Source organism: Sphingopyxis sp. MG, from assembly GCF_002953155.1.
GTDB lineage: Bacteria > Pseudomonadota > Alphaproteobacteria > Sphingomonadales > Sphingomonadaceae > Sphingopyxis > Sphingopyxis granuli.
Map to the genome: position 1 here is coordinate 3,781,541 of NZ_CP026381.1, position 23,283 is coordinate 3,804,823.

Sequence of the window (23,283 nt, forward strand, 5' to 3'; positions counted from 1 at the left end):
CGGTTCAATTTTCAGCTTCGGTTTCTTGGCGTGGCTAATGGCGGATTAACGATTGGCGAGCACGGCGCAAGCCGCACGGCATAAAGGGCAGCCTGCGAAATGTAAGTCCGATACCGCCGTCAGGCGACCAGTTCGCCGCGCTCTTCCTCGAGCTTTTTCACGCGCCTCGTCTGCATGCGCGCGAAGATCAGTAGGAAGACCGCGAGGATCGTCCATTGGATGGCTTGCAGCCAGTAGCGGATCTTCAGCGAATATTCGTCGCGGTAGAGGGTGTAGTAGGGATCGCTGATCCCGACGCCGAGCGAATTGAACAGCACGCGCGCGGTCCCGGGAAGGCCACCCTCGACGAGAATGCCTGACCATGCCGGGCGTTGGGTGATGCTTGCGAGCTGGGTTTTGCTCTTGGCTTCGAGTTGCACGAACACGCGCGCGAGGCGACCGTCTTTTCCGGCAGCGCGATAGGGCGCGAAGGCCATGCGATCGTCGCCAATGAACCAGTCCTGGCCGAAGAAAACGATCGTACCGATTTCGCCGCCAACCATGCGGGCCGGGCCTTCCTTGACCGCTATCGTTCCTACATCGCTCGCGGCGATCGTCTGCACATTGCCTTGCGGACTGGGCAGCATGAAAAGCACAAAGACAATGAAGGCTGCCACGACAACCGTTGTCGCCGCCGCAAAGCTGTACAAGATCGTCCGCAGCCTTTTACCCCGCTTGATCTGAAGACTCAGGATTTCGCTCGGGGACTGTTCTTGCTGTTCGCGGCGACGCAGGATCCGAAGCAGCAGCCACGCGGGAAGCGCCGCCAGACCGAACAGGAACAGGAAGGTCAGGAGCGGGGCATACGCCCCGAAATAATGGATCTGCAGCTCGGCGAGTCTGCCAAAGAACCCGCGATAGTTCATGGCTTCCCAAAGGAAGTAGAGCCCAGCGATTGCCAGCCAAGCCTGCGCGGCGAGTCTCAAAAGCGGCGACCGCTTCGACGATTTCATAGCCTCGGCGCTCAAAGCTTTGCGCGCGCCGTCACGAATTGCCGGGTGGCCTGGCGGCTTCGGCGCCGCAGCGCAGCGCCGATGCCGAAGAGGCCGAGGATCAGGGAAAGCCAGGTGGCGGGCTCAGGAACCGCGGTAACCGGACCTGTGCCCGGCTGATTGCCCGTGTCGCCGCCAGTGCTCCCGCCGCCGGTTCCGCCGCCAGTGCTACCGCCATTGGTTGGGGGAGGTAGGCTAGCTGAAAATACCGGCGTGGCCGTGGGGCCGAGCGCAGGGCCGAGTGACGCAAAGGTCGCCGCGGGGCCAGCTGCCGGTGCGAAGGCATCGGTGACGGCTGCGACTGTCGCCGCGTCTGCAGGAGCGGTGCCGATAGGAGCCGCCGGGGCGACGATGCCCGGGCCGACCCCGCGCGCGGCGACAGTGTTGAAGTCTCGGTCGCGCAAAGCCCGGCGAATGCGATTGCGAGGAACCCGCGTCGCATTGCCAACGCGGACGACGCCATCCGGCTCGTCGGCATAAGTCCCGTCGTCGGTCTCGTCTGAAGGCGGTATTGCCATAGCAGCCATGGCACTGGGCGCGGCGCCGGGCGTCTGGATAATGGCGCGGTCTTCAAGGCGGGTGAACCCGATGAGAGCTATGCCAAGCAGCAGGATGACGCGAGTCTTCCTGTAGCCCGCTTGGGCTTTTGGCGCGGCCCCTTCGATACTCACGGCAACCCTCTCTTTCGACTCGCGACGCTTATGCTCGGTAGTTGACCGTATATCAACCAATTAGCTGTCTCAGCGTGGCACAACTTGCTACGCTGGCCATAGCCTTACTTCGGTCGTCGCGCGGCTTGCGCCGGATCCGGCTATTTTGCTGCTGTCTTTTTCGGCAACGGAGCCAAGCCATCTTGATACGAGATGTTGGCCTTTGCCTTGGCCTCTTCGAGCCGCGTTCGTAGAACCTTGCCGATGCTTTCGGCTCGCATCGTCTGCGCCGCCATCGGGCTGGCTTGCTGCTCCGTGGTCGGAACGGGCTGGCGGCCGGTAATGACGCTGACGACCACCTTGCCCTGCATCGGGATGATGAACGGCTCGCCTGCGGGCAGCGCGAGAATCTGGTTCAGCACCGGCGTCGGAATGTTACCCGAGTCCATGCTGTTGGCGCCTTTGGAATAGTCGATCTTGAAGCTCTTCAGCGTTTCTTCGACATCGGCCAGCGACTTGTCGGCTTCGAGCGCCTTCAGGATTTTCTGGTCGCTCGGAAAGTCGAAGCTGATCTGGTCAACGAGATAGGCAGTGCGCTGACTGAATTTGCCGGGATTTTCGGCAAGATATTTCTTGACCGAAGCAGCGTCAGGAACGCGCACCGTGTCGGCGGTCTTCACCCCGTACATCTGGACGAGCAATTCTTCCTTCAGCCGCCGTTCGCGAATAATGTACATCGGGTCGCGATCGAGACCGTCTTCCTTGGCGACCTGCGCCATCAGGCGGCGATCGATGATCTGCTGCAGGATCTGGCGGCGGATCGCTTCCTTGTCGCCGACGGGCGGTGCAGGGAGTTCGGCGATTTCGGCGTTGAGTTCCTGCTGGGTGATCTCTTCGCCGTTGACGACGGCGACAACTTGGCCCGTCGGCTCGCTGCTGCACGCCTGAAGGCTGATCAGCGCTACACCGGCCAATGCCAGTCTTGCAGTTATGGTATAATTCACTTACGCCCCCTAAGGATCGCAGACCGCAAATTGCGACTTTCTGCCCTGAAATTAAGCGGGTGCCATAGCGACCCTTAAGACTACTTTACAACGAGGATTCCGAATTGGAAACTGTCTACGATTGGGTCACCGTCGCCGTCTTCGTGGGATTGGCGGTGCTGTTCTTGCAGCGCTCGTCCGAGGAAGTGCCGCGCGATAAAATCTATCATTATCTGCCGCCAGCTGTGGGCTGCGCCGTGTCCAACTATCTCGGCAACGAAGGTTATATGGTTCCGGCAGTTGTCGTGATCGTCGCAGTCATGGCTTACATCTTTCACTTCCTGAAGCCGTTTGCGGCTCCGGATGAGAAGATCGGTTAGGCTTTCGCCCGACGTTTTTGCGTCCAGCCGAGGCTCTTCTGCACCGCCAGATCGAGCAGATAGATCGTCGCCAGCGAAATGGCGAAGGTCGTCATTCCCGCAAAATTATGCAGGAACCCCTGCGCTGCTGCTTCACCACTATGATAGGTTATGAGGATGAGCAGGAGCACGCGCACCATGTTCGAGAAGATCGCGACCGGAACCGCGGTGGCGATGAGCAACACCATATAACGCCAATTGGCGCGGTGGCTGAGATAAACATAGAAGAGGGTAAGCGCGGTCAGCGTGATCAGCGAGTTCAGGCCAGCGCAGGCTGCTGCCACGAGCAGCTGATATTGGCCGATCTGGATCATTACCCCCGCACTGGCGATCGGATAGCCTAGAAAATAAAGCAGCGACACGGCGCTTTGACTGATCCACATTTTGAGCGGGTTGGTCAGCGCCGCGACCAGGCTATCGGGCAGCGGTACTGCAAAAAGCAGGTAGAATAGCGGGAACCACAGAATCTGGAGCGCGCGCGTGCCGATGTAGCTGTAGAGCACCGCAACGAACAGACCGTAGAGGGCATAGACCTCCAGCTCGATCACCGCCGCGGTGCGGAAAAGGATGAGGGCGGCGGCCATTGCAACAATGGCGCCATAGGCGCGCCAGGCGGGGGGGCGCCGACGAACTGAGGTTGTCTCGGGCAGCATTTTGACTAACAGCCAGAGCCCCGACGCCAGGACCAGCGGGCCGTGCGATCCCTGTTCGGTCGACCAGCTTTCGGTTGTAATGAAACGCCATGTAGGAAATGTGACTGCGACAAGCCCTAGCAAGGCCGGCCAGCTATGCTGCAGCCAAGCCCAGGAAACGCGCTTCACGGTTTTTGTGCCCGAAGGGTGCAAGTTCGACTTTCGCTTTTGCATCGGGCAAGAATGTCGACCCGTCACCGTGACGGATTTAACGCTCTCCCAAGGCATTGCATCTAGCAAAGGTTGCGCGGCGGGTGCAAGCAGCGTGAGCAGGCATGTCAGGTCCGACTACACGACCGTGGATCCCAATTCCGGACATTGATCGCTCCGTCCTCAATTGTCTCGACCCGATGCACGCAACTATGCGAGATTGAAATGAAGCGAGATCGCGGGACTGGTCACTGGATTAGAGATCGAGGTTGAGTTCAGAATGATCGCGGTATTATTCGAAGGGCTCGTCATCGACAATTTGAAATCATAAAGTTTAAAAAAATCTATTCGAAGACCAAATCTATGGTTTTCATCAATCTATCTATATTTATATGATAACCACCGGATACTTCATCTGCGAACATCAGGCCGTACTTCATCCCTAATGCACTAGACCAATCATAGTGAGGATTGTAGAAATAAGACGGACGTAGAATTGCTAGAACAGAGCCTCCCGAACCTAAAGAATAGATGGCATGTGAAAGTTGACTGCCGCCTAAACCAATAACCATTGCGCAATCAATCATGCTTTGCAGGTTGGTCAATGCTGAATCCTGTTCAGTCGAAATTATTTCTACTCCAGCTTTTGAGAGAGAGTTTACTAAATCCGGTTCATTTACAATGGTTCGCTGCTCTCCACTTTTCCCACGCATAAGATAAAAAATTTTGCCGGCGCCGGCGCGAGTGCCAATCAATTGCCTCATTCGGTCTCTGAGAACGTGGAGCCGCGCCGCTTTATGTTCGTTCTGATGGATGTCGTCGAAGATATGCAACTCGTCAAAATATGCCCATTGCAATTGATCGTAGCTTTGACGAAATACTTTCAAGTAGAATTCAGTATCCACCCAATTAGCGTGTTCTACGCTAATCGGAGTTCCATAAATCTCTGCTAAGAGGTGGGTCGCTACATCATCTCGAAGCCAATCGCCAAAGAAGTGGCTTCCGATGAAAGAGCTTCGGAGGGCGGCGCGAGTGTAGGTTGCAACATTTTGGTCATGCCGAGGTTTCCAGCGTGGATTTCCCACTAGCTTACTCCCTTTTGGCGATAGCAACCTGTCGCCGCGAAGGTATATCTTTTGAAGGTGGGTGTGGGTAGTAGCGCCCGTCCATCTCCTCCCCGATGCGACGGAAAGCAACTCTTTGCTTAGGTCAACGTCGTGCAGCGTCCCCTTGGCCTTCTGCAGTTCATCTTGAAGGCAATAAGCCGGTCTAAAACGGCTTTCGCTCTCTGGGTGCAAAACCTCATGAGATACCGACGACGAGCTTATAGAATCCCGCCATCCCAGCCGACGACGAGCGCGAGATGCAAGCAGCAAGAGGTCGGTCGTCATCTTTATACCCAAGCCGTAGCGTTGGACAGATCGCTGCTTACGTTCGTCGGCGCCGCGGCTTGGAGCATACATAATCATTCAAACTCACTTTTGAGAAACAGCGTATCACTAAATTATGTCACCAAAAATCAATCGCGCTAAATGCGTCGTGCCAAATATCCATAGCCAACATAACGCCTGCCCAACCAATAAAAAGCACCATCAAGTCAGTCTTTAGATCCAAAGATTTGAAACGTCGAACTACGCGCACCCGAAAGGGGTAAGAAATAACTGCAGTAATTCCAGCAGCAAGACAAGCTCCTAACACGCCCAGTTTCGCGATCATGACAAATGAAATTATCACTTGCATGACCGCCTGAATCGCGACCAGATTGAAGTGCTGTCTCGAATTTCCTGTCGCGAGATAGGATCCGTCATAGTTCGACGTCGCGATCTGAGCTGTTACCGTGAATCCAAGAAGCGCGATGATCGGGCCCGCCTTGTGATAGCGATCATCGTACAACAGCTCGACCATCGGTACCGAAACCAGCGACAACAACGCGCTGAGTGACGCGGTTGCGAGCAGGATCAGACGGCGGGCCTTCAACACTTTACCCCGGTTATCGTCGCTTTGCAGAGGCGGAAACTTGCTGAACAGCGGAAAAACGATTTGGGACCCCGCCGCTCGGGCAAGCTCGACCGGAACGGTCGCGAACATAAATCCCACCATGAAAATGCCGAGATCGGTTAGCGAAATATAGGCGCCCAGGATGGCGCGATCGCTCTGGGTCAGCGTGAACCCGGCGATGGAGCCGAGAAAGATGAATTTTCCGAAATTGATCATCTCCCAAGCCAGCGCAGCATCCCAATGCCAGCGGTTCGGCGGCCCTTTTAACATGACATGCTGCGCCGCGACCTTGAGCAAGATGCCGAAAAGTGCACCGGCCACAAGCGACCAAACGCTTCCGGTAAGCCACGCAAGCACGGCCGTTAGCGCAAGGGTCACGATCTGGCTACCTAGGTCCGTGAAGACCTGCCACCCGATTTGCAGATTGCGGTTGGCAAGCGCCACTTTCGTCGTCGTGAAGCTTTGGATGATGGCGGACAGGCCGACAACAGGCAGCAACTGGGCCAGTTGAGGCTCGTTGTAGATAAGCGTCGCCGGATAGGCGAGCGCGCAAGCGCACAGCCAGAGAATCACGCCGCGGATGATCTGCAGTGTCCATGCTGTATTTAGGAATTCGGGTTCCGCGCCGCGCTTGTTCTGGATGATTGAAAGATTAAGGCCAAGGTCGGAGAACATCCCAAGGCCGGTCAGGAAGACATAGACCAGCGACATCAGACCAAACGCCTCAGGGAACAGCAAGCGCGCTAGAACGAGATTGGAGGCGAGGCGCAGCACGTTCGAACTGCCGAAGCCGAAAACAAGTATCGCCGAACTCCGCAGCGCGCGCGCGCGCGTTCCATCGCCTTTCAGGAATTCCTTCAAAGAAAATTGCAAGCCGGTTCCCTAACTGTCCGGTCCCTCGTCCGGTCGCCCTAGCAGAGATCGGACGTTGGTCGAAAGCCCAAAGGAGCGGCACTCGAAACAGTTTGACCGTCCAGATTTCGATCGCTTGCTAGCCCCGAAAAGCTCCCGATAGATGCAGTTGACGCGGTATTGACGACCGACCCGCCCGAGCGAGTCACAATATGGGCGCGGTGGCTTTGTTCAACAGTTTGCCAAAGGAGCAATAGATGCTGGCATCAGAGGCTAAATCTGCGATGGTCTCTGTGCAAATTTGCCGATCGGAACCACCGCACGTTTGTAAGGTGGCCTTCCGCCCGCTAAACAGGCACCGGCGAACAACCATGTAATTGGTCTCACAGACGAATTCGGAATGCTATCTAATAGGTTCATCGTCAAAAGAATCCACAGTGCAGCAGACACAAATGAAATAATTTCCGGATTCTTTCGGTGCCTTAGAAGTCGAACGCAGCCTAAACATAATAGGCCGAACATTGAAAGATAGCCAACCCAGCCCCAAGTTCCCAATGCAATGATCCAAGCGCCATCGGTGGTACTTAAATCCTTACCATCCTCTGGCGAATAGATGCGATTTCGGCCCCAGCTGCCCCAACCAAAGATCGGCTTTGCTGCGGCTCGCTGCAGCAACTGGTCTTCGTTAATCAAGCGGACCCCAAGTGATCCTTGCCGGTCGGCACTGAAGGAGCCTGTCAGCTCCGATATCGTGACAGTGGGCACGAGTCCGGCGCTGCGAATGGCGGGGTAAAGCAACATCATGATGCACGCGGCGGCGGCAATCATTGCAACCTGTCTGGCGCGCAGAAACGCGACAAGGGGGACGAAAACCGCCGCTAATATCGTCGCGCCGACCGATTTGCACAGCACTAGCAGAACCCCGAAATAGAGCGCGATAAGGCTCGCGCGCGTTCTCTGCCGTCCCCTTGCCTCTCGCCATCGCGCGACCGCTGCAGCCGCCGCCATCGCGCAAAAGATCGCGACTAACAACCCATGGCCCAGGAACACTACAGGGCGAAATCCGCCCGCGCGCATCTGCTGGCCAAAGCTATGCGGGAAAAAGCCATAAACCATGCGGTGCAGCTGCGGGCTCAATCGCACCTCGATCAGCATCAGCACCGAATAGGCCAGCGCGGCGGTGATGAGGATGATGATCACCTGCCACCGCCGCTCGTCGTTGTTGATCAGGCCATAGGCCGCGACAAAGGGGATCAGGGTGATGGCATTGACCGCGGCCTGCGCCAGCGCGTCGTACATCGTCATCCCGGGGATAAAGCGGTCGGCATAAATGAGCGGCTCGGGATTGAAATAGGCGGTGAAAAAGGGCGACAGGATGAAAATTGCGGCCAACGCGACCACGGCAGAGTCTTGCAACGCGCCCAGCCACTTTTCGCGAACGAAAAGGAAACAGCAGAGCAGGATCGACAGGTTGGAGACCACCGTCTTGTCCAGCGACGGCACCATCGGAATTTCGAACGACGTGCCGACTGGCAAGACCAGATAGGCGCCCAAGATCGACCAAATTAGCGCGCGATGTGCGGGCAGCAGAATGAACAATATCATCGTCACCACCGGCCAGAAGGCCAGCATCGCGTAGGCAAATAAGTTTGGAATCGCTGTGCCCCTTCGTCAGCGGATCTGGAGTTACGCGCGCACTACATTGCAATCAAGCAATGCTCGCATCTTTGGGCTGTCGGTGTCGGGCGTATTATAACTGGCCTTAGCGCCCCAGCTGCCCCAACGCGTGCCTTGCCGCCCAATACTGCTGAAATGTGCAAAAAGCTTGCAATCAAGGTCGCGATTAAACCGCAGCAGCTCGACATAAAGGTCGTACATCCGTGGATGCGTCTGCGCGGCCGCGAGCGCCGGACTATAGGGCAATTCGGCTTGCCCCTTCGCTTGAATATGTTGGCCTGCTTCGTAAGCGACATAGGCCAGACCGTGCTGTTTCCCAAACGCCACGGTCTGGGCAAGCCCTGCGCCCATGCGTTGGGTTTGGAGGACGGCGTTTACGTCATCGATAACCATCTCTGCGGTTAGAGTCGCGCCGAGATCAGACCACTTCTGGTAGGTCGCATCATCAGGGCCAACATAAGCCGCTGGAGAAATGGCATCGACTCCTCCATTGTCGAGGCACCATTGGATTGTTCGCCTAGACGCGTCGAACCATGCCGCCTGCACCGCGCAGACGCGGATCAACCTCTGTCGGGGCTCGTCGGCCCATTCACGCTCCCAAATTGAAAAGTTGCGACGGAACAGTGCGCCGATGCGTTCGGGGTGGCCCTCGCCTTTGGTTTTTTCGCTGTCCTTCCAAGCTTTGCCACCCTTTGCTTCTACCAGTGCGCCAGCAAGCGGAGAACGCAGCATCCAGCCTGCTTGGTGAAATCCCCAGTTCCAGAGCTCGTTGGAATATTCCAGATAGACCTTCAGGCTTGGGTCGAGCTTTTCGCGGACGAGCCGCGCAAATTGCGCGATATAATCATCGGTCGCGCGATGCGGAATGCAGAACCAAGGGTCGATCTTGAGCATATTGCATAGCTGAATCATCAGCTCGATTGCCACGCCACCAGAGAATTGGAGCTGAAAAGAGGTCGGCGCCGGACCCCAGATAGCCTCCGGATCGCCTGCAACTGCGACCATCGTGTAAAAGCTGAGGCGCTTCCGATCCTTCCAATGTTCCTCCGTCGAATTGTTCGTCCCGGCCCAGTCCATGAACCGCAAACAATGAAACGGGCGACAAAAATCCATGAACTCGGGCAGAAAGGGGTCCTCGGCGAGGTTGTTGCTTTCATGTTCCGCTGCCACCAGTCGGATGTTGCGAACATGGTTCCCCAACTTCGAGCGCTTGATGACCACCGCTTCATAAAGTTTGCTGTTGTGGGCCATTTGCAGCATCAGCCGACCGGGCTTGCGCGAAATCACTTTGGTGGCTGCAAGGCCATCGATCTCGCCCTCCCCGTCGTAAAGCAAGACATAGCGACCGGGCCTTCTTACGTTGGGGACATAAGTAAAGACCGTCTGCGGCTCTGCTGCGCCGGTAGCGGTAACCGGGACCTGTAGCGGATAGCCATCGTCGTCATATTGAAACGCGGATTGGGTCTTGGTGTCGTGTGCGCCGCTACCGCTTAGGTTCCGTGTCAGCCAAGGCCGCGCGCCGAGGAACAGATTCTTGAACGGAAATCCGGGTTCCCAATCGGCGATCCCGGCCAAATTCATTCCGATCGGCAGTTTGGGGAAACTTTCATCCCGCGGGAGCGGTTCGACCGCGCTGCTCGTGAAACCGCCGGTCCACAGACCGGCGAGGCTAAGTGCCGCAATGCCCGCGCCCGAAGCGGATCCTATGAGAAGCGAACGGCGATCTAGCCTCATCATCATGACCTTTGAACACGACCATCCGGAAGAGCCGAAGTCGACCCGACCCCATTGATCAGAAGAGGACGGTCTCGCGGAATGACGGACTGGATGTCGCGATGAACGCCTTGATAAACATCCTGAGGGCGCTTGCCGCGCGCTCAGGATCTTCCTCGATCGTCGATACCCTGAACAGCACCCCGTCGGGAGTCACGCCTCGAGCGTTCGATAGTGCCATGGTCAGGCGCTGATCGGCCCACCCGATCGGAAACTCGTCGCCGACCCGCACCCAGTAGATAATCCGCTCATTGAGACCGCCGCGGTCCGCCAGGAGTTCGCGCCCGAACAGCTTGCGGTTGCCAGCATCGATTGTTGCCGGCTTCGTCCAAACGATCGGAAATCCCGCAGCGGGGTAACACACCTCCGGACGGTGCACCTGCACGTCGTTCCTTTGCACGCTGCTATAGGCGATAAGGAACATCATCGCCGGAAGATTGTTACCTTCGTAAATCCGCGTCTCGAGATTTTCGTAGAGCTTGTCCTGACCTTCATCCTCTGCCGGCACGACCAGCTCGGCGCTTTTGCGCGAGGTCCAGCCACCGACCTTGGATGGTATGAGGCCTTGAAAGCGTGCCTCGGCAATGGGGGACGCCAACGCGCGCGGCGTGTTGAAGTACGAAAATGCTGCTCCCGCAGCGAGGCCAAGGCCGACGACGACGCTGCGCCGATCGATTGTGGCCCGAAGCTGACGGTCTTCGCCTGGCGCAGATTGTTCGTTGGTTGTCATATTCAATACCTGGTTGGCTTCCACGCTTAGGCGGCGCATTCCGACTTCGCCAACGAAAAAGATCATTAACAAAAACAGGCTATTCTTGCAAAGGTGGCCGGACGCCCTAGTCGCACTTTGGAAGAATCATTTGAAGGCTGAACGGTGCGAGTTGCCTATTTGATCAATCGCTATCCGGCCGCCAGCCATAGCTTCATACGCCGGGAAATCGAGGCCGTTGAGGCCGAAGGGACCGACGTCTATCGTTTTTCTATCCGACCTGCGCAGCTCGCAGAGTTGCCCGATGAGCGCGACCGGGCAGAAGTTCCGAAGACGCTCGTGCTGCTGCAACTTGGCGTGTTTCGCCTGCTATTCGACATGTTGCGGGCCATGATCCTTTCCCCGGCGCGCTTCTTTGCCGCGATGCGAACCGCTTTTTCGGGGGTCGAATGGAAGCCCGGTCCCTTAATTCGGCGAGCGGCTTATCTTGCCGAAGCAAGTGCGCTTTCGCGCCGATTGCGCGTAAATCGCGTCGAGCATCTGCACGCTCATTTTGGCACAAACCCCGCCATGGTGGCCCGCCTCGCCAGCAAATTATCGGGCATCCCGTTCAGTTTCACCGTACATGGTCCGGACGAATTCGATGCGCCAGTCGCGCTCGACCTGCGCGGCAAAATTGCCGATTCGGCATTTAGCATCGCGATTAGCAGCTATGGACGCAGTCAGTTGATGCGCTGGAGCCGCTTTGCCGATTGGCACAAGATCGAAGTGGTCCGCTGCGGTGTCGACGGCAGCTTCTTGGACGGTTTGAATGCTGCTGCGCCGCCCGCGGCTCCGCAGCTCTGCGCCGTAGCGCGCCTCAGCGGACAGAAGGGCATCCCGTTGCTGATCGAGGCTGCGTCGAAGCTCAAAAATCAAGGCAAGCAATTCCGGCTGTCGATCGTCGGCGATGGCGAAATGCGACCGGACATTGAGGCAATGATCGAGCGCTACCAGTTGCAAGCGTTTGTGCATTTGGTGGGCTGGGCAAGTTCGGACGTCGTGATAGCGCATCTTCGCGAAGCGCGCGCCATGGTCCTCCCGAGTTTCGCCGAAGGTCTCCCGGTAGTCATCATGGAAGCGCTGGCGCTCGAACGCCCCGTTGTCGTGACCGCAATTGCAGGCACGCCAGAGCTGGTCGATGCGAGCTGCGGCTGGCTCATCCCCGCGGGGTCGATTGACGCGCTGGTTGACGCGATGAAGGCTGCGATCGAGGCTCCGATCGACCAGCTCGCTGAAATGGGGCGAACTGGGCGCGCGCGCGTCGCCGCGCAGCACGATGCCCTGCAGAATGGACGTCAGTTGAACATGCTTTTTCATCGCTCATCCGGCGGATGCAATTGATATGCTAATCTGGGCCGTCTGGCTGCTGGCGGTGCCGCCGATCTTTGTTCTTTTGATTTTCACGGCGGAGGCGCTGCTCGGTACGCTACGCCTGAAGCCCGTTGCTGTGTCCGGGCCACTTCCATCGACGTGCATTCTGATACCGGCGCACAACGAGGCTTCGATCATCTTGGATACGCTTGAGCGGCTCCGACCTTTGTTATCGAACGACATCCGACTTCTCGTCGTGGCCGACAATTGTTCCGACGAGACTGCTCGGTTGGTGCGGCAAGCCGGACAGCCAGTGATTGAGCGGCTCGATCCGGATAAGCGCGGTAAGGGCTACGCGCTCGCATTCGGTCGCGAACACTTGCGATCTTCGCCTCCCGATTGTGTCATCGTTTTTGACGCTGATTGCGAGACCGATACCGTGTCGATCGCCGCGCTGGCCAAATATTGTGTCGGCACCCAGTCGGTCGTTCAGGCGCGCTATATCCTGAGCCCCGACTGCGATGCATCGGCAAAGGTGCAGATTTCGAACTTCGCATTCTGGTTCAAAAATGTCGTGCGCCAGCGCGGTGCTTCGCGGCTTGGGGGAGCCGCCGTGCTGACGGGTACGGGGATGGCTTTTCCCTGGCTCAAGTTCGAACAGGCGCCTTTGGCGACAGCGAATATCGTCGAAGATCTCGCGCTTGGTTTGTATTTCACGCAGATCAAAGACGCGCCGGTCTATCTCGAAGAGGCAACGGTCGTGAGCGCGGCGGCAAGTGAAGCTGCAACCTTGGAACAGCGGTCCCGTTGGGAGCACGGGTTTCTCTCGACCGCTAAATCTCATGGTTTGCGAGCGATTTTCGAGGGACTTACCCAGCCCAATCGAAAATTGTTTCAGCTCGGTCTCCATTTGCTGGTCCCGCCTTTGGCATTGCTGCTGCTCGCGTCCATTGCAATTCTGCTGCTGCTAGGAGCCATCGGTCTGCTCACGGGATATTGGTTCGCCTTTGCCGCTCTGGCGGCGACGATTGCTGCGGCGCTGAGCCTTGTACTCGTCAATTGGATGATTGAAGGGCGCGCATGGCTCAGCCTTGGCGCATTGCTCCGGCTGCCCCTGTACCTATTCTGGAAGCTTCCCGTCTATTTGGGGTTTGCCAGAGGTCGTGATGTTGGCTGGACACGAACCGCGCGGCGAGGCGACGGCACGGAGACAATGCCTGGTGACTGAAATACTGGTCGTCATCGTCAATTACCGCACGGCATCGCTGACTGAAAAATGTCTCGAAGCGGTGGCGCGGGAGCGCGCCGCAGGTGCCGATTTGTCGGCCATCCTCGTCGATGGTTGTTCAGGCGATGGCTCGGTTCCGCAGCTCCGGGCGTTTCTGGAGGCCTCGGATATCGGTGATTGGACCGAGCTTCTCGCTCTCGATTTCAACGGGGGTTTTGGCTGGGCCAATAACCAGGCGATGTTGCACCGGGGGGATCAGCTCCCTCCCTATATCTATCTCCTCAATCCCGATGCCGAGATCGAGCCGGGGGCGATTTCCGCCTTGGCGCAAGTTCTAGATGATCATTCTGACGTTGCCGCGGTTGGCAGCCAGCTGCTCGAAGTTGATGGCTCCAAGTCGGCTTCAGCCTTCCGGTTTCCATCCGTACGTAACGAGTTTGTCCGCGGCGCTCAAACGAGCGCTTTGCGACGTTTGCTGGCGTTGCGGCCATCCACCATCGAGATTGCGCAAGCCGGTCCCGTCGATTGGGTCACGGGAGCGAGCGTCATGCTGCGCCGCGATGCGCTGCGGCAGACCGGACTGTTCGACGACGGATTCTTCCTCTACTTTGAAGAAGTCGAACTTATGCAGCGCTTGCGGCAGGCGGGATGGTGCGTCTGGAGCGAGCCCGCCAGCCGGGTAAAGCATATTGGCGGGGCTTCGACAGGGATTGAGGAATCGCTTCGGCCGCGCGCCCGGCCTGCGTATTGGTACCGTTCACGAAAGCGCTATTTCACTCTTGCACGAGGTCGAACTTACGGACTCTGTGCCAATCTCGCCTGGCTTTTCGGTTACGCTCTGATTGGGCTTCCTCGCCTTCTTCTATCGTCGGCATCACGGTCGCGCGCGGTTCCGAAGGAACTTGATGGAATGAGCAAGGCAGGATTCTGGATAAGAAGCGACGAGGCCCAGCGATCGGCGCCTTCGATTGGGGGCGCATTCGGGAATCTTCCCAGCTGGAGCCGGGATGGGCATGGCTGATCCCAAGCTCGGTGTCGTCGTTATCGGACGGAATGAGGGGGAAAGGCTCAAAGCCTGTCTTGCCAGCCTCCACGGCGTAGCCGCGCTGGTCTATGTGGACTCAGGGTCGCAGGACGGAAGCCTGGAATATGCGGCTGGTCGGGGTATCGACACCATTGCTTTGACGAGCGACCGACCGTTCACGGCAGCGCGCGCGCGCAATGCCGGCATCCGTCACCTTATGGCGCGCCATGCCGGCATCGAATATATTCAGACGATTGACGGTGACTGTACAATGGCGCCGGGCTGGCTCGATACCGGGGCCGCGACGTTGCGAGCGAGCAGCAAGGTATCGACAATATTCGGGCGGCTCCGCGAGCGTTATCCCTATCATAGCTTGTACAATCGGATCTGCGACGACGAATGGAATGTGCCGATCGGGGCAGCGGAAAGCTGCGGTGGGATCGCCTTGCACCGTGCTGCGACGCTAACTGCGGCAGGAGGCTTTAACGAGTCGCTGATCGCTGGCGAGGAGCCAGATCTCTGTCTTCGGCTGCGTCGTGCGGGCTGGTCCATCATTCGCATCGACGCGGAGATGGGGGATCATGATGCCAACATTCTGCATTTTTCGCAGTGGTGGCGCCGGACGGTGCGGGCCGGGTTCGCATATGCCGAACATGTCTGGCGTAATCGTTCCGGGAGTTTGCCAAGCTGGAAGCGTCAGGCGGTGCGATTTGCCTTTTGGGGTATCGTTTTGCCCGCCATGATTGTCGGCCTGCTGGTGATCTCCGCCCTCGTCGGTTGGTCTTTGGCATGGGCTGCGCTCCCGCTGCTGGCCTATCTGACCCAGTTTCTTCGCATTTGGCTGCGAGAGCGGCGTCGCTTTCCCTACCCGCTCCGGATGGCGGCGTTGACCGTTATCGGCAAATTTGCCGAAGCATATGGCGCGTTGAAGTTTCTGGGTGTCGCAGTGACGCGGAGGAAAGCCGAACTCATTGAGTATAAATGAACTTCAGTTTTTCCGCTCCAGTAGAAATCCCGGCGCCGCAACGAAAATTCCATGGGCTGGTATGCTTTCCCGCACCACTGCATTGGCGCCGATCTGGGCATGATCGCCGACATGGATCGGGCCAATGATCTTCGCCCCGGCGCCGATATCGACATGTCCGCCAATGGTGGGGATACCCTTTGAGGTCGCTCCGATCGTCACCTGTTGAAAGATCAGGCAGTTGCAGCCGATTTGTGCGTCGGGGTGAATCACCACACCATTCGGGTGAGGAAGTAGTAAACCGCCGCCGATTGCGGCGTTGATCGGAATATCTGCGCCGGTGATCATCGACCATAGACGGTGACGAAGCACGGCATATTTGCGGCGCAGTCCAGCGAGCGACCCCTGCGCCCGCTGATAATCTCTGATGCTTCGCAGCAACGCGCGCGAGGGGTCCCATGAGCGGCCCTTCATCTGTTCACGGCTCCAATCGGGAACAGTTGCGGATACGTCCGGTGCGTTCATCTGCGTCTCATTCGCCATCGCCGTGATCATAGGTTGGGCGCTTCTAAGAAGCCAAATCTGGGCGGGCTATCCTGAGGGGAGGACAACCATTGATACACTTGCCCGATCTGCCGAGCCTTCGCTTGCCAGCTGTAAAGCTGCTCTATCCGCGTCACAGCGGCGACCGACATGCTTTGCAGGTCATGTTTCCCGGCGGCCATGTCGGCGACGATGGACGCAATTTGCTGGACGAGCGCCTTTCGGGGACCAATGGGAACGGCGAAACCGCATGCAGGCGTGACCAGTTCGCCCGGTCCGCCATAATCAACGACGACTGGCACGACGCCGGACGCCATCGCTTCCAGCACGACGCCCCCACCAAATTCACGCACGCTCGGGAAAACCATGGCATCGGCGGTCCGCAAGCATGCGGCGACATCGTCATGGGACTTCCACCCATGCAACGTGACGGATTGTTCGATCCCCAGTTCGGCTTTCAACGACATTAACCGGGCCATGTCGGGCCCGTCGCCGATGATGTCGAAGTGAGCTTTGCCCGCTTGCAACAGCTCGCGGCAAGCTTCCATGGCAATATCGGCGCCTTTGTAGGGAACCAGGCGCCCGACAAATATAAGCCGAAGCTTGGTGTCCCGCTTGGCGCTTCGGGCAGAAGACCCGAAACGGTCGGTGTCTATTCCGTTTTCGGGAACATAGATCATCGGCCGCCCATAGCGCGATAGCTCGCCCATCGTGTGGCGCGACCCGGCGATGATGGCCGCGGCATTACGATAAGTCGATCGGATGGTGGGGAGGTAGGTATAGGCTTTGCGGATGTAGGAAAGCCATTCCCGCTCTTTGATCCGTTCGCGACCATATTCAGCGTGCCACGGAAGTCCGCCGTTCAAAGGACCCAAAAGAAACGGGATGCCTGCGCTTCGGCAACGCCGCGCCAAGCTGCTCGGCGCGGTCGGGCTGAGCGGCGTGACCCGGTGGACGACATCATATTGTCCCGCCTTGATCGCGTTTCCGAAGCGACGCCAAACGAGATGTTCGAAATAAGGATAGGCCAGCGATTGCAGCGCCGTGATGGTCGTCCATCCTTTGCCGTCCCCGCCCCGCAGGCGCTCTGCAATCCGGTAGAAGGGTGCTGCGAAGGCTTCTGAATCGATCGCGGTAAAGTCGCGACCTTCGACAAGCCCACGGCTTAGAAACGCGGCTCGGTTGCGGATCTGTGTGACTATATGCGCATCGGCAACGCTGCGCAGAGCGCTTGCGATGTTCCAGCCAACGAGAGGAACGCTGACCCAGTCCGGGTTGGCTGCCTCAGCAATCACCAGAACGCGCTGCTTTGGTTGGTTCATTGGCGAACGCAGTGCATTAGCTTCGCGGCGGAGGCCGACGTGAGGAAATTGTTGTAGGCATAATCTTGTCCAGCTTTACCGACGCGCTTTCTTGTTTCGGGATCGTCCGCCAAGCGCGCCAGAATGTCGATCAAAGCCGTCTCGTCGCCTTGCGGGAAAAGGAACCCCGTTTGCTCATGCTTGATCATCTCCGGCGTTCCGCCAATGATCGAACAGACAACCGGTATGCCCACGCCCATGGCTTCCATAACCGCGACCGGCGCGGCCTCGCCCAAGCCGACGCTGGGAAGAACAAAAGCATCATAGAGGGACAAGCGTTGGCCGATCTTGTCATTGGGTAGCGGGCCGATCAGCTTGACGTCGGAATGCAGCCCGGCTTTCGCGATCACCTCGACGATTTCCGAGTGATAATCGCCTTCGCCAATTATATCATAGTGAATCGCATAGCCCTGCTGCTTGAGGGCAGCGACGGCTGCGATCGCGTGTCGATGCCCTTTCATTTGATTTAGGCGAGCCACGGTCACAATCCTGAGAGCGCGCGGCGGACTCCAGGCGTCGCCTTTATTTCCCGCTGGATTGTGCTCGATCCCCATCCGGATCAACTGGGGCTCGTTTGCAAGCTGAGGCAGCTGGCTCTGAACTTGGTGTCGAAGCGCGTCGGTCACGCAGGCTACAAACTTGGCATGACCGAACTTGAAAGCATGACCGCGCCCGTAAACAGCCAGGTCTCCGTGGAGGGAGAGGCTGAACGAGGGGCCGCCGGAAAGCTTGCTGAACGCAAGGACATAGCCGACATCAGCGCAACTGTGGCCATGAATATGTTCGATATTCTCACCGCGACAGAGAGAGCCAAGGCGCGCGCCTACGAGCGCAAGCCCGAAGATTTTGAACCAGCCTTCGCCTTGACTTCGTAGGTGTCGTACATCGTCCCGGAGAAGTAGCGCCAAAGCGGCGAATGCCGCGCCTAGCCATAACATCGCGTCGCGCAAACGCAGGTCGGCAAGGTAGATCGTCCGCGCTGCCGCGAGTTCGGAGAACGCATGCGTCGTGCGATCCTTGGGGCGGCGGGTAGAAAATATTACGACGTCGTCGCCTGCCGCTTCGATATGAAGAATCTCGCGCCAGAAAAATCCATGTGTTTGGCCAGGAAATTCCGGGACCAGATATCCGATTTTCATAAACATAATCCCGGCAGGTCAGACGCGTTGCGACCGTCATGCCATGTCTTGGGCCGAGGAGGCCATGAGAGCGAGAATTTGGGGGGCAATTGGGGCATGAATTGAGACAGCGTCATCACGGCGCTCGCCATCGATGGGAGAGCAGAAAAACCCGGGGACCGGTCACCAAATATCGTCTCCACAGCCGACGGGGTTCGCTGAGCAAGCGAAACGCCCATTCAAGCCCGAGGCGCTGCATCCAGCGAGGAGCACGCGATTTCCGGCCGAGCAAAAATTCGATCGATGCGCCGATACAGAGGCCGACCCCCACTGACTTGCCCGCGAGCAGGCAGCGGTGCGCAATGATTTCGCTCTGGGGCGCGCCGATGGCCAGCATCACGTAATGGGCGCGCTCTTGCTCGATAAAGCGGATGATCTGCTCGCTGGCGCGCTCGTCGCGTAGCACCCCCATTGGCGGTCGATGCTGCACGATCTCGATGGCTGGGAAGCGCTCCCGAAGCTGGGGGAGCATAGCGGCATCGCCCCCGATGATCGCGACCTTTCGCCCGTTGAGCCGCCCGCTCTCAAAAAGATACGCCGTCAGATCGCTTCCCGTCACGACCTCCAGTGTGACGCCATGCAGGCGCGCCAGACGTCGCAATATGCGGCTGTCGCACAGGCGCATCTCGGCAGCCGCATAGGCTTGTTGGAACGCGAGCGTGGCGGGGACCGGTGACGTCGGATGCAGCATCAGAACATGGTCGACGTTCGGCGTCACGACGAAAGAGAAGGCGGGTAACTGCGAAAGGCGGTTGAGCTCTTCGCCGACCGCTTGATAGGTCACCGTATCGAAGTCGATCCCGAGAAAGTGGGACGGTGTCTGCGCCACGTCAGTAAGCATTTTTGTCCCAGATCAGCTTCAGCACAGTTTCGATCATGATCCGGATATCGAGCAACGGCGACCAGTTCTCGATATAATAGACGTCATATTCGACGCGCTTTCGAGCGCGCTCGGTGGTTGCGATCTCGCCGCGGAGGCCGCGCACCTGCGCAAGGCCGGTAATACCGGGTTTGACGCGGTGGCGGGCCGTGTAGCCTTTCACCGCGTCGAAATAATATTTGTCGCCGACGCGCATCATTGTCGCATGCGGCCGGGGCCCAACCAGCGACATGTCGCCCTTGAGGACATTGAACAGCTGCGGCAGTTCGTCGATGCTCGTGCGGCGGATGAAGCGCCCGACGCGCGTCACCCGCGGGTCATTCTTCTGCGTGCGTTCCGCGCCGCTGGTGTCTTGCCGGTCGATATACATCGAGCGAAATTTCAGCACCGAAATCTCATTATTGTTAAATCCGAACCGCTTTTGCCGAAACAGGATCGGACCTTTGCTCTCCAGCCGGATTGCAAGGCAGGTAAGCAAGAGGATGGGCGAGAGCAGAACAATGGCGATGACCGCCAGGCCGCGGTCGAGAACTTCCTTCACGATGCCGTCGACGTCGCGAATGGGCTGTTGCCAGATCGCAAAGACCGGCAGTGAACCAAGGAAATTGACGCGGTATCCCGTTTTCAGCTCCAGCGTCTCGCGGGGGAGGACGCACAGGTCGATCGAAGCCGCGCTCAGCGTATCGGCGATATATTCCAGTCGGTCCTGACGAATCTGCGGCAGCGCGAGGATCACCTGATCAAGCTGCCCCTCTCGTGCCATTTGGAGCAATGCGTCGAAGCCGCCCAGATAGGCCAGCTCGCGTTCGTCGGGCGTGACCTGCCTGCGATCGTCGGCATAGCCGATGATTCTGAGATGCGGCAGACGTTCAAGTTCAAGTAATTTGGCAACCTTTTCTGCGCCCTTCGCACTGTCGGCATAGATCGCGACCCGCTGGCCTACGACGCCGCGGTCCATCAGTTTCGAAATCAGCTTGCGGAACAGGATACGGCTCAGGAAGAGGGCAATCATGCTGAAACCGATAAAATAGAGCGCAAAGCCCCGCGAGAATTCGCGCATCATCTCAAGCTGGAGGATAACGAGGGTGGTGAGCCCGGACGCCAACAAAAAGTCGGCCAGTGAGCTTCCACCGACATCCTCGCCTTGCCCCTTGATCACGGCATAACCGTCGCCCGAGACGCGGATCAGAAAATAGTTGATGCACAGAATGATGGCGCCGGTCCGGTGCAATCGCGCATCATAATAATAGCCGATCGTAAGATCATAGGCGATCATCGCCAGGACATAGGCGCATAAGAAACACGCGATATCGTTGACGATGCCGAGCGACCGCAACACATTCGATGTGAAGCGAATATGGCCGTTGGTCCGTCTGGGCGGGGGACTCAGCTTCCCGTGCATACGCCACCTGTCGCCGCGCAAATCTGCTCCGGCGTAATGCGTGCGAACAAGCCTCGCCGGTGCGGCGTTCCTGGCCGGTCATCGACCGCAAAACTCGTCCTTGCGCGGGCGAGGCCGCTCGCCACCTTGGCGGCGCACAGGGCGTCGCCAAACTCGGCGCACACCCGCGAATATGCTGTCCATGCAGGGACAGATGAGGGCTTCGCCATCGCCAGATCTTGATAGAGCGTAACCACTCTTGCCGTATCCCCCTCGGCCAACAAGAAATTCCGATATGCATCGACGAGCATCCGGCTTTGCGGCAATGCATCAACGCCGCGCTCGAATGTCTGCCGCGCCCGTATGCCGCTTCCTTTTGCCCTATAGGCATCCGCCAGCGCGACATAACCCAAATATTCTTCGGGCGAGTCGGACACCACGATATTGGCGTCTTCGATCGCGCGATCGGTCCGACCGGCGGCGAGATGGCGCGCGCTGCGAACCAACAAGCTGTCCTCGTTGCGGGCATCGATTGCCAGGAGCCGTTCGGCAAGCGCCTCGGCGCGCTTGGCGTCACCACGCGCCAGCAACACCCTTGCCATCAGTCCCTGCGCTTCGACGACGCCGCTGCTGTGTGGACGCATCAGCAGCCGCCTGGCGGTTTCATGTTCGCCATGGCTGAGATAGAAACGCGCAAGCGCTATCTGCGAAGCGCGCGTGCCGCTTTCCCCTAGATAAGCGAGCTGCGCGTCCGACAATGGTCGCCGGTCATATTCATTCCACAACTCGCCGAGCGCTCGCAGGAGGCTGGTGTCATTGGGCTTGGATTCAATCGCCTTGACTGCTTCCGCGCGCGCCGCAGCGACATCGCCGCTCTTGTAGAGGAGGTTGATAAAATCGATCTGGTAGGTCGCGTCCTCGGTCATGCTTTTCAGGATGAGCGGAAAAATGCGCCGCATCCCCTTCGCATCGCCCTGAACGCGATAAATCTCGAGGAGCGTGACGTTGAGGGCATCGGTCTCGCCGATCGCCGAGATGGCGCGGTTGATGTCCGTCATCGCCTTGGCGATGTTTCCTTGCAACGCATCGATACGCGCCGAGAGGATGATGCCCCCTTCGTCATTCGCATTTGTGGCAAGGATTTGCGTGGCCATCCGGCGCGCATCGTCAAGTTGCCCGTTATCGATCGCGATAAAACCCTTGACCAGCATCGCGCGCGTGGAGCCGGGAACGAGCAGCAACATTCTGTCAGCGGCTTCTTCAGCCTCCCGAATTCGCCCCGTCTGCAGGCCAAGCTCGGCAATGCTTTGCAGCACCTCGGCATTGTCCGCCTGCAAATCCAGCGCCATGGAATAGGCGTTGAAGGCGCTCGCGGGTCGCTGCGCGCGCAGCTCAATCCGTCCCAGCAGAACATAATAGCCCGCGACATCGTCGCGCGCCGCGATTGCGCGTCGGATGCTCTGACGTGCTTCGTCCAGGTTTCCGGCTGCCAATTGCGACTCCGCCGCCGAGGCATCATCGGCGGCCGACTGCAATGCGTCGGTGCAGCCCGCGAGCGCGAGCAAGAGGGCCGTGCCAGCCAAAGCGCCTTTCAGGCGCCGGGAAGCGGGGAGGAGGTTCAATGCGTCTGCCTGGTTAAATAACTTAATTGCTATGATGTTTTCGCTTAGGCTTTAACATAAAAATTGATAGAGAAGCTTGGGTTAATCCGGTTGACTTTCCGCGTTGAGTCAGTCCAATCGCCCCATTCGCTGGGGCGCTGCGTTTCCGTTAGAGGTGATAAGTGAAGATTGCGTCAGCATTATTTTGTCTTGGCGCCGCCATGTGCGCGTCCCCGGCAAGCGCCAACCATTTAGCATTCGCGGCATTGCAGGCCGCTCCGGCGGCAGCGAGCACCACTCCCGCCGCCAGAAATCTGCCAGTGTATCGTATCAATCCCGGCGACGAGCTCGAGATTAATGTGTGGCGCGAGGACCAGCTGCAGCGCACTGTCAAAGTTCTGCCAGACGGATCGATAAGCTTTCCGCTGGTCGGATCGATCCAGGGCGCCGGTCGAACCACCAAGGAAATTGAGCAGTTTATTTCCGCCGGGCTGGCTGGAAAATATGTCGATGGGAACGTCCCTGATGTGACGGTGGCTGTGCGTAACCCGGCAGGTTTGCAATTTTCGGTGATCGGGAAGGTCAAATCTGCTGGTACGTTCACGCCCGGGCGTTACGTGACGTTGCTCGAGGCGCTGACGCTGGCGGGCGGCACCGACGAGTTCGCCAGTCTCGACAGCATTGTCATCATCCGCAAGACCGAGGGCGGCCTCGTGACGATCCCGGCGCGCCTTTCGGGCATTTTGCGAAGCAAGTCGATCAGTGCCGAGGCGGTGCGGGCCATTCCAATGATCGAAAGCGGTGACACCGTCATCGTGCCATGAGAATATTCATTG

21 protein-coding genes are annotated in these 23,283 nt (G+C 58.3%); 6 read left to right on the forward strand and 15 right to left on the reverse strand.

Annotated features, from left to right (window positions below):
• Window positions 1-119: 119 nt before the first annotated feature.
• From C3E99_RS17365 to C3E99_RS17375, 3 genes are all read right to left on the reverse strand, one after another.
• Complete coding sequence (locus C3E99_RS17365) at window positions 120-992, reverse strand: hypothetical protein (RefSeq protein ID WP_104960157.1); 873 nt, start codon at window positions 990-992, stop codon at window positions 120-122.
• 11 nt (window positions 993-1,003) lie between these two features.
• The gene (locus tag C3E99_RS20170) at window positions 1,004-1,702 is read right to left on the reverse strand and encodes a PEP-CTERM sorting domain-containing protein (RefSeq protein WP_104960158.1); all 699 of its coding nucleotides are present in this window, start codon (window positions 1,700-1,702) and stop codon (window positions 1,004-1,006) included.
• 140 nt (window positions 1,703-1,842) lie between these two features.
• Window positions 1,843-2,655, reverse strand: a complete 813-nt coding sequence (locus C3E99_RS17375) for an EpsD family peptidyl-prolyl cis-trans isomerase (RefSeq protein ID WP_158682349.1) — start codon at window positions 2,653-2,655, stop codon at window positions 1,843-1,845.
• Window positions 2,656-2,789: 134 nt separating this feature from the next.
• Between C3E99_RS17375 and C3E99_RS17380 the strand changes: the two genes are divergently transcribed.
• Complete coding sequence (locus C3E99_RS17380; RefSeq protein ID WP_104960160.1) at window positions 2,790-3,044, forward strand: XrtV sorting system accessory protein; 255 nt, start codon at window positions 2,790-2,792, stop codon at window positions 3,042-3,044.
• Here C3E99_RS17380 and xrtV read toward each other — a convergent pair.
• The 6 genes from xrtV to epsI all read right to left on the reverse strand — a co-directional run bounded on the left by xrtV (window position 3,041) and on the right by epsI (window position 10,994).
• A complete protein-coding gene (xrtV, locus tag C3E99_RS17385; RefSeq protein ID WP_158682350.1) occupies window positions 3,041-3,904 on the reverse strand; it encodes an exosortase V in 864 nt (287 codons plus the stop codon). The genes C3E99_RS17380 and xrtV overlap by 4 nt on opposite strands.
• 365 nt (window positions 3,905-4,269) lie before the next feature.
• Window positions 4,270-5,316, reverse strand: a complete 1,047-nt coding sequence (locus tag C3E99_RS17390; RefSeq protein ID WP_158682351.1) for a glycosyltransferase 61 family protein — start codon at window positions 5,314-5,316, stop codon at window positions 4,270-4,272.
• Window positions 5,317-5,434: 118 nt separating this feature from the next.
• On the reverse strand, window positions 5,435-6,796 hold the full coding sequence (locus C3E99_RS17395; RefSeq protein ID WP_104960163.1) for an oligosaccharide flippase family protein: 1,362 nt from the start codon (window positions 6,794-6,796) through the stop codon (window positions 5,435-5,437).
• Window positions 6,797-7,048: 252 nt separating this feature from the next.
• Window positions 7,049-8,407, reverse strand: coding sequence for a hypothetical protein (locus C3E99_RS17400; RefSeq protein WP_104960164.1), 1,359 nt, complete (start codon window positions 8,405-8,407; stop codon window positions 7,049-7,051).
• 54 nt (window positions 8,408-8,461) lie between these two features.
• A complete protein-coding gene (locus C3E99_RS17405; RefSeq protein ID WP_234002526.1) occupies window positions 8,462-10,186 on the reverse strand; it encodes a hypothetical protein in 1,725 nt (574 codons plus the stop codon).
• Between the two features lie 58 nt (window positions 10,187-10,244).
• The gene (gene epsI / locus C3E99_RS17410) at window positions 10,245-10,994 is read right to left on the reverse strand and encodes an exosortase-associated protein EpsI, V-type (RefSeq protein ID WP_158682352.1); all 750 of its coding nucleotides are present in this window, start codon (window positions 10,992-10,994) and stop codon (window positions 10,245-10,247) included.
• 120 nt (window positions 10,995-11,114) lie between these two features.
• On the opposite strand from epsI, the gene C3E99_RS17415 reads away from it, so the two are divergent.
• Genes C3E99_RS17415 through C3E99_RS17430 form a run of 4 tightly spaced genes read left to right on the forward strand, consistent with a single transcriptional unit; the run spans window position 11,115 to window position 15,524 of the window.
• Complete coding sequence (locus C3E99_RS17415; protein ID WP_199775030.1) at window positions 11,115-12,317, forward strand: glycosyltransferase family 4 protein; 1,203 nt, start codon at window positions 11,115-11,117, stop codon at window positions 12,315-12,317.
• A 1-nt stretch (window position 12,318) separates the two neighbouring features.
• Entirely contained in the window at window positions 12,319-13,515 is a 1,197-nt protein-coding gene (locus C3E99_RS17420; RefSeq protein WP_104960167.1) for a glycosyltransferase family 2 protein, read from the forward strand.
• Window positions 13,508-14,536 (forward strand): glycosyltransferase family 2 protein, encoded by a 1,029-nt coding sequence (locus C3E99_RS17425; protein WP_158682353.1) that lies wholly within the window; start codon window positions 13,508-13,510, stop codon window positions 14,534-14,536. The genes C3E99_RS17420 and C3E99_RS17425 overlap by 8 nt, the downstream gene beginning before the upstream one ends.
• Window positions 14,529-15,524 (forward strand): glycosyltransferase family 2 protein, encoded by a 996-nt coding sequence (locus tag C3E99_RS17430; protein WP_104960169.1) that lies wholly within the window; start codon window positions 14,529-14,531, stop codon window positions 15,522-15,524. The genes C3E99_RS17425 and C3E99_RS17430 overlap by 8 nt, the downstream gene beginning before the upstream one ends.
• A 3-nt stretch (window positions 15,525-15,527) precedes the next feature.
• Here the strand turns inward: C3E99_RS17430 and C3E99_RS17435 are convergent, their stop codons facing one another.
• From C3E99_RS17435 to C3E99_RS17460, 6 genes are all read right to left on the reverse strand, one after another.
• Window positions 15,528-16,058 carry a serine acetyltransferase gene (locus C3E99_RS17435; protein WP_199775031.1) on the reverse strand — a complete coding sequence of 177 codons (531 nt, stop codon included), beginning with the start codon at window positions 16,056-16,058 and terminating at the stop codon, window positions 15,528-15,530.
• Window positions 16,055-17,368: a glycosyltransferase family 4 protein gene (locus C3E99_RS17440; RefSeq protein WP_104960170.1), complete on the reverse strand. Its 1,314-nt coding sequence runs from the start codon at window positions 17,366-17,368 to the stop codon at window positions 16,055-16,057. Before C3E99_RS17440 ends, C3E99_RS17435 begins: the two co-directional genes overlap by 4 nt.
• The gene (locus tag C3E99_RS17445) at window positions 17,365-18,546 is read right to left on the reverse strand and encodes a glycosyltransferase family 4 protein (RefSeq protein ID WP_158682354.1); all 1,182 of its coding nucleotides are present in this window, start codon (window positions 18,544-18,546) and stop codon (window positions 17,365-17,367) included. Before C3E99_RS17445 ends, C3E99_RS17440 begins: the two co-directional genes overlap by 4 nt.
• Window positions 18,547-18,661: 115 nt before the next feature.
• Window positions 18,662-19,414, reverse strand: a complete 753-nt coding sequence (locus C3E99_RS17450) for a WecB/TagA/CpsF family glycosyltransferase (protein ID WP_234002527.1) — start codon at window positions 19,412-19,414, stop codon at window positions 18,662-18,664.
• A 1-nt stretch (window position 19,415) separates the two neighbouring features.
• On the reverse strand, window positions 19,416-20,867 hold the full coding sequence (locus C3E99_RS17455) for an undecaprenyl-phosphate glucose phosphotransferase (protein WP_234002528.1): 1,452 nt from the start codon (window positions 20,865-20,867) through the stop codon (window positions 19,416-19,418).
• Window positions 20,852-22,468: a tetratricopeptide repeat protein gene (locus tag C3E99_RS17460; protein WP_158682355.1), complete on the reverse strand. Its 1,617-nt coding sequence runs from the start codon at window positions 22,466-22,468 to the stop codon at window positions 20,852-20,854. The genes C3E99_RS17455 and C3E99_RS17460 overlap by 16 nt, the downstream gene beginning before the upstream one ends.
• Window positions 22,469-22,629: 161 nt before the next feature.
• Here C3E99_RS17460 and C3E99_RS17465 point away from each other — a divergent pair, with 161 nt between their 5' ends.
• A complete protein-coding gene (locus tag C3E99_RS17465; RefSeq protein ID WP_234002529.1) occupies window positions 22,630-23,271 on the forward strand; it encodes a polysaccharide biosynthesis/export family protein in 642 nt (213 codons plus the stop codon).
• Window positions 23,272-23,283 lie beyond the last annotated feature (12 nt).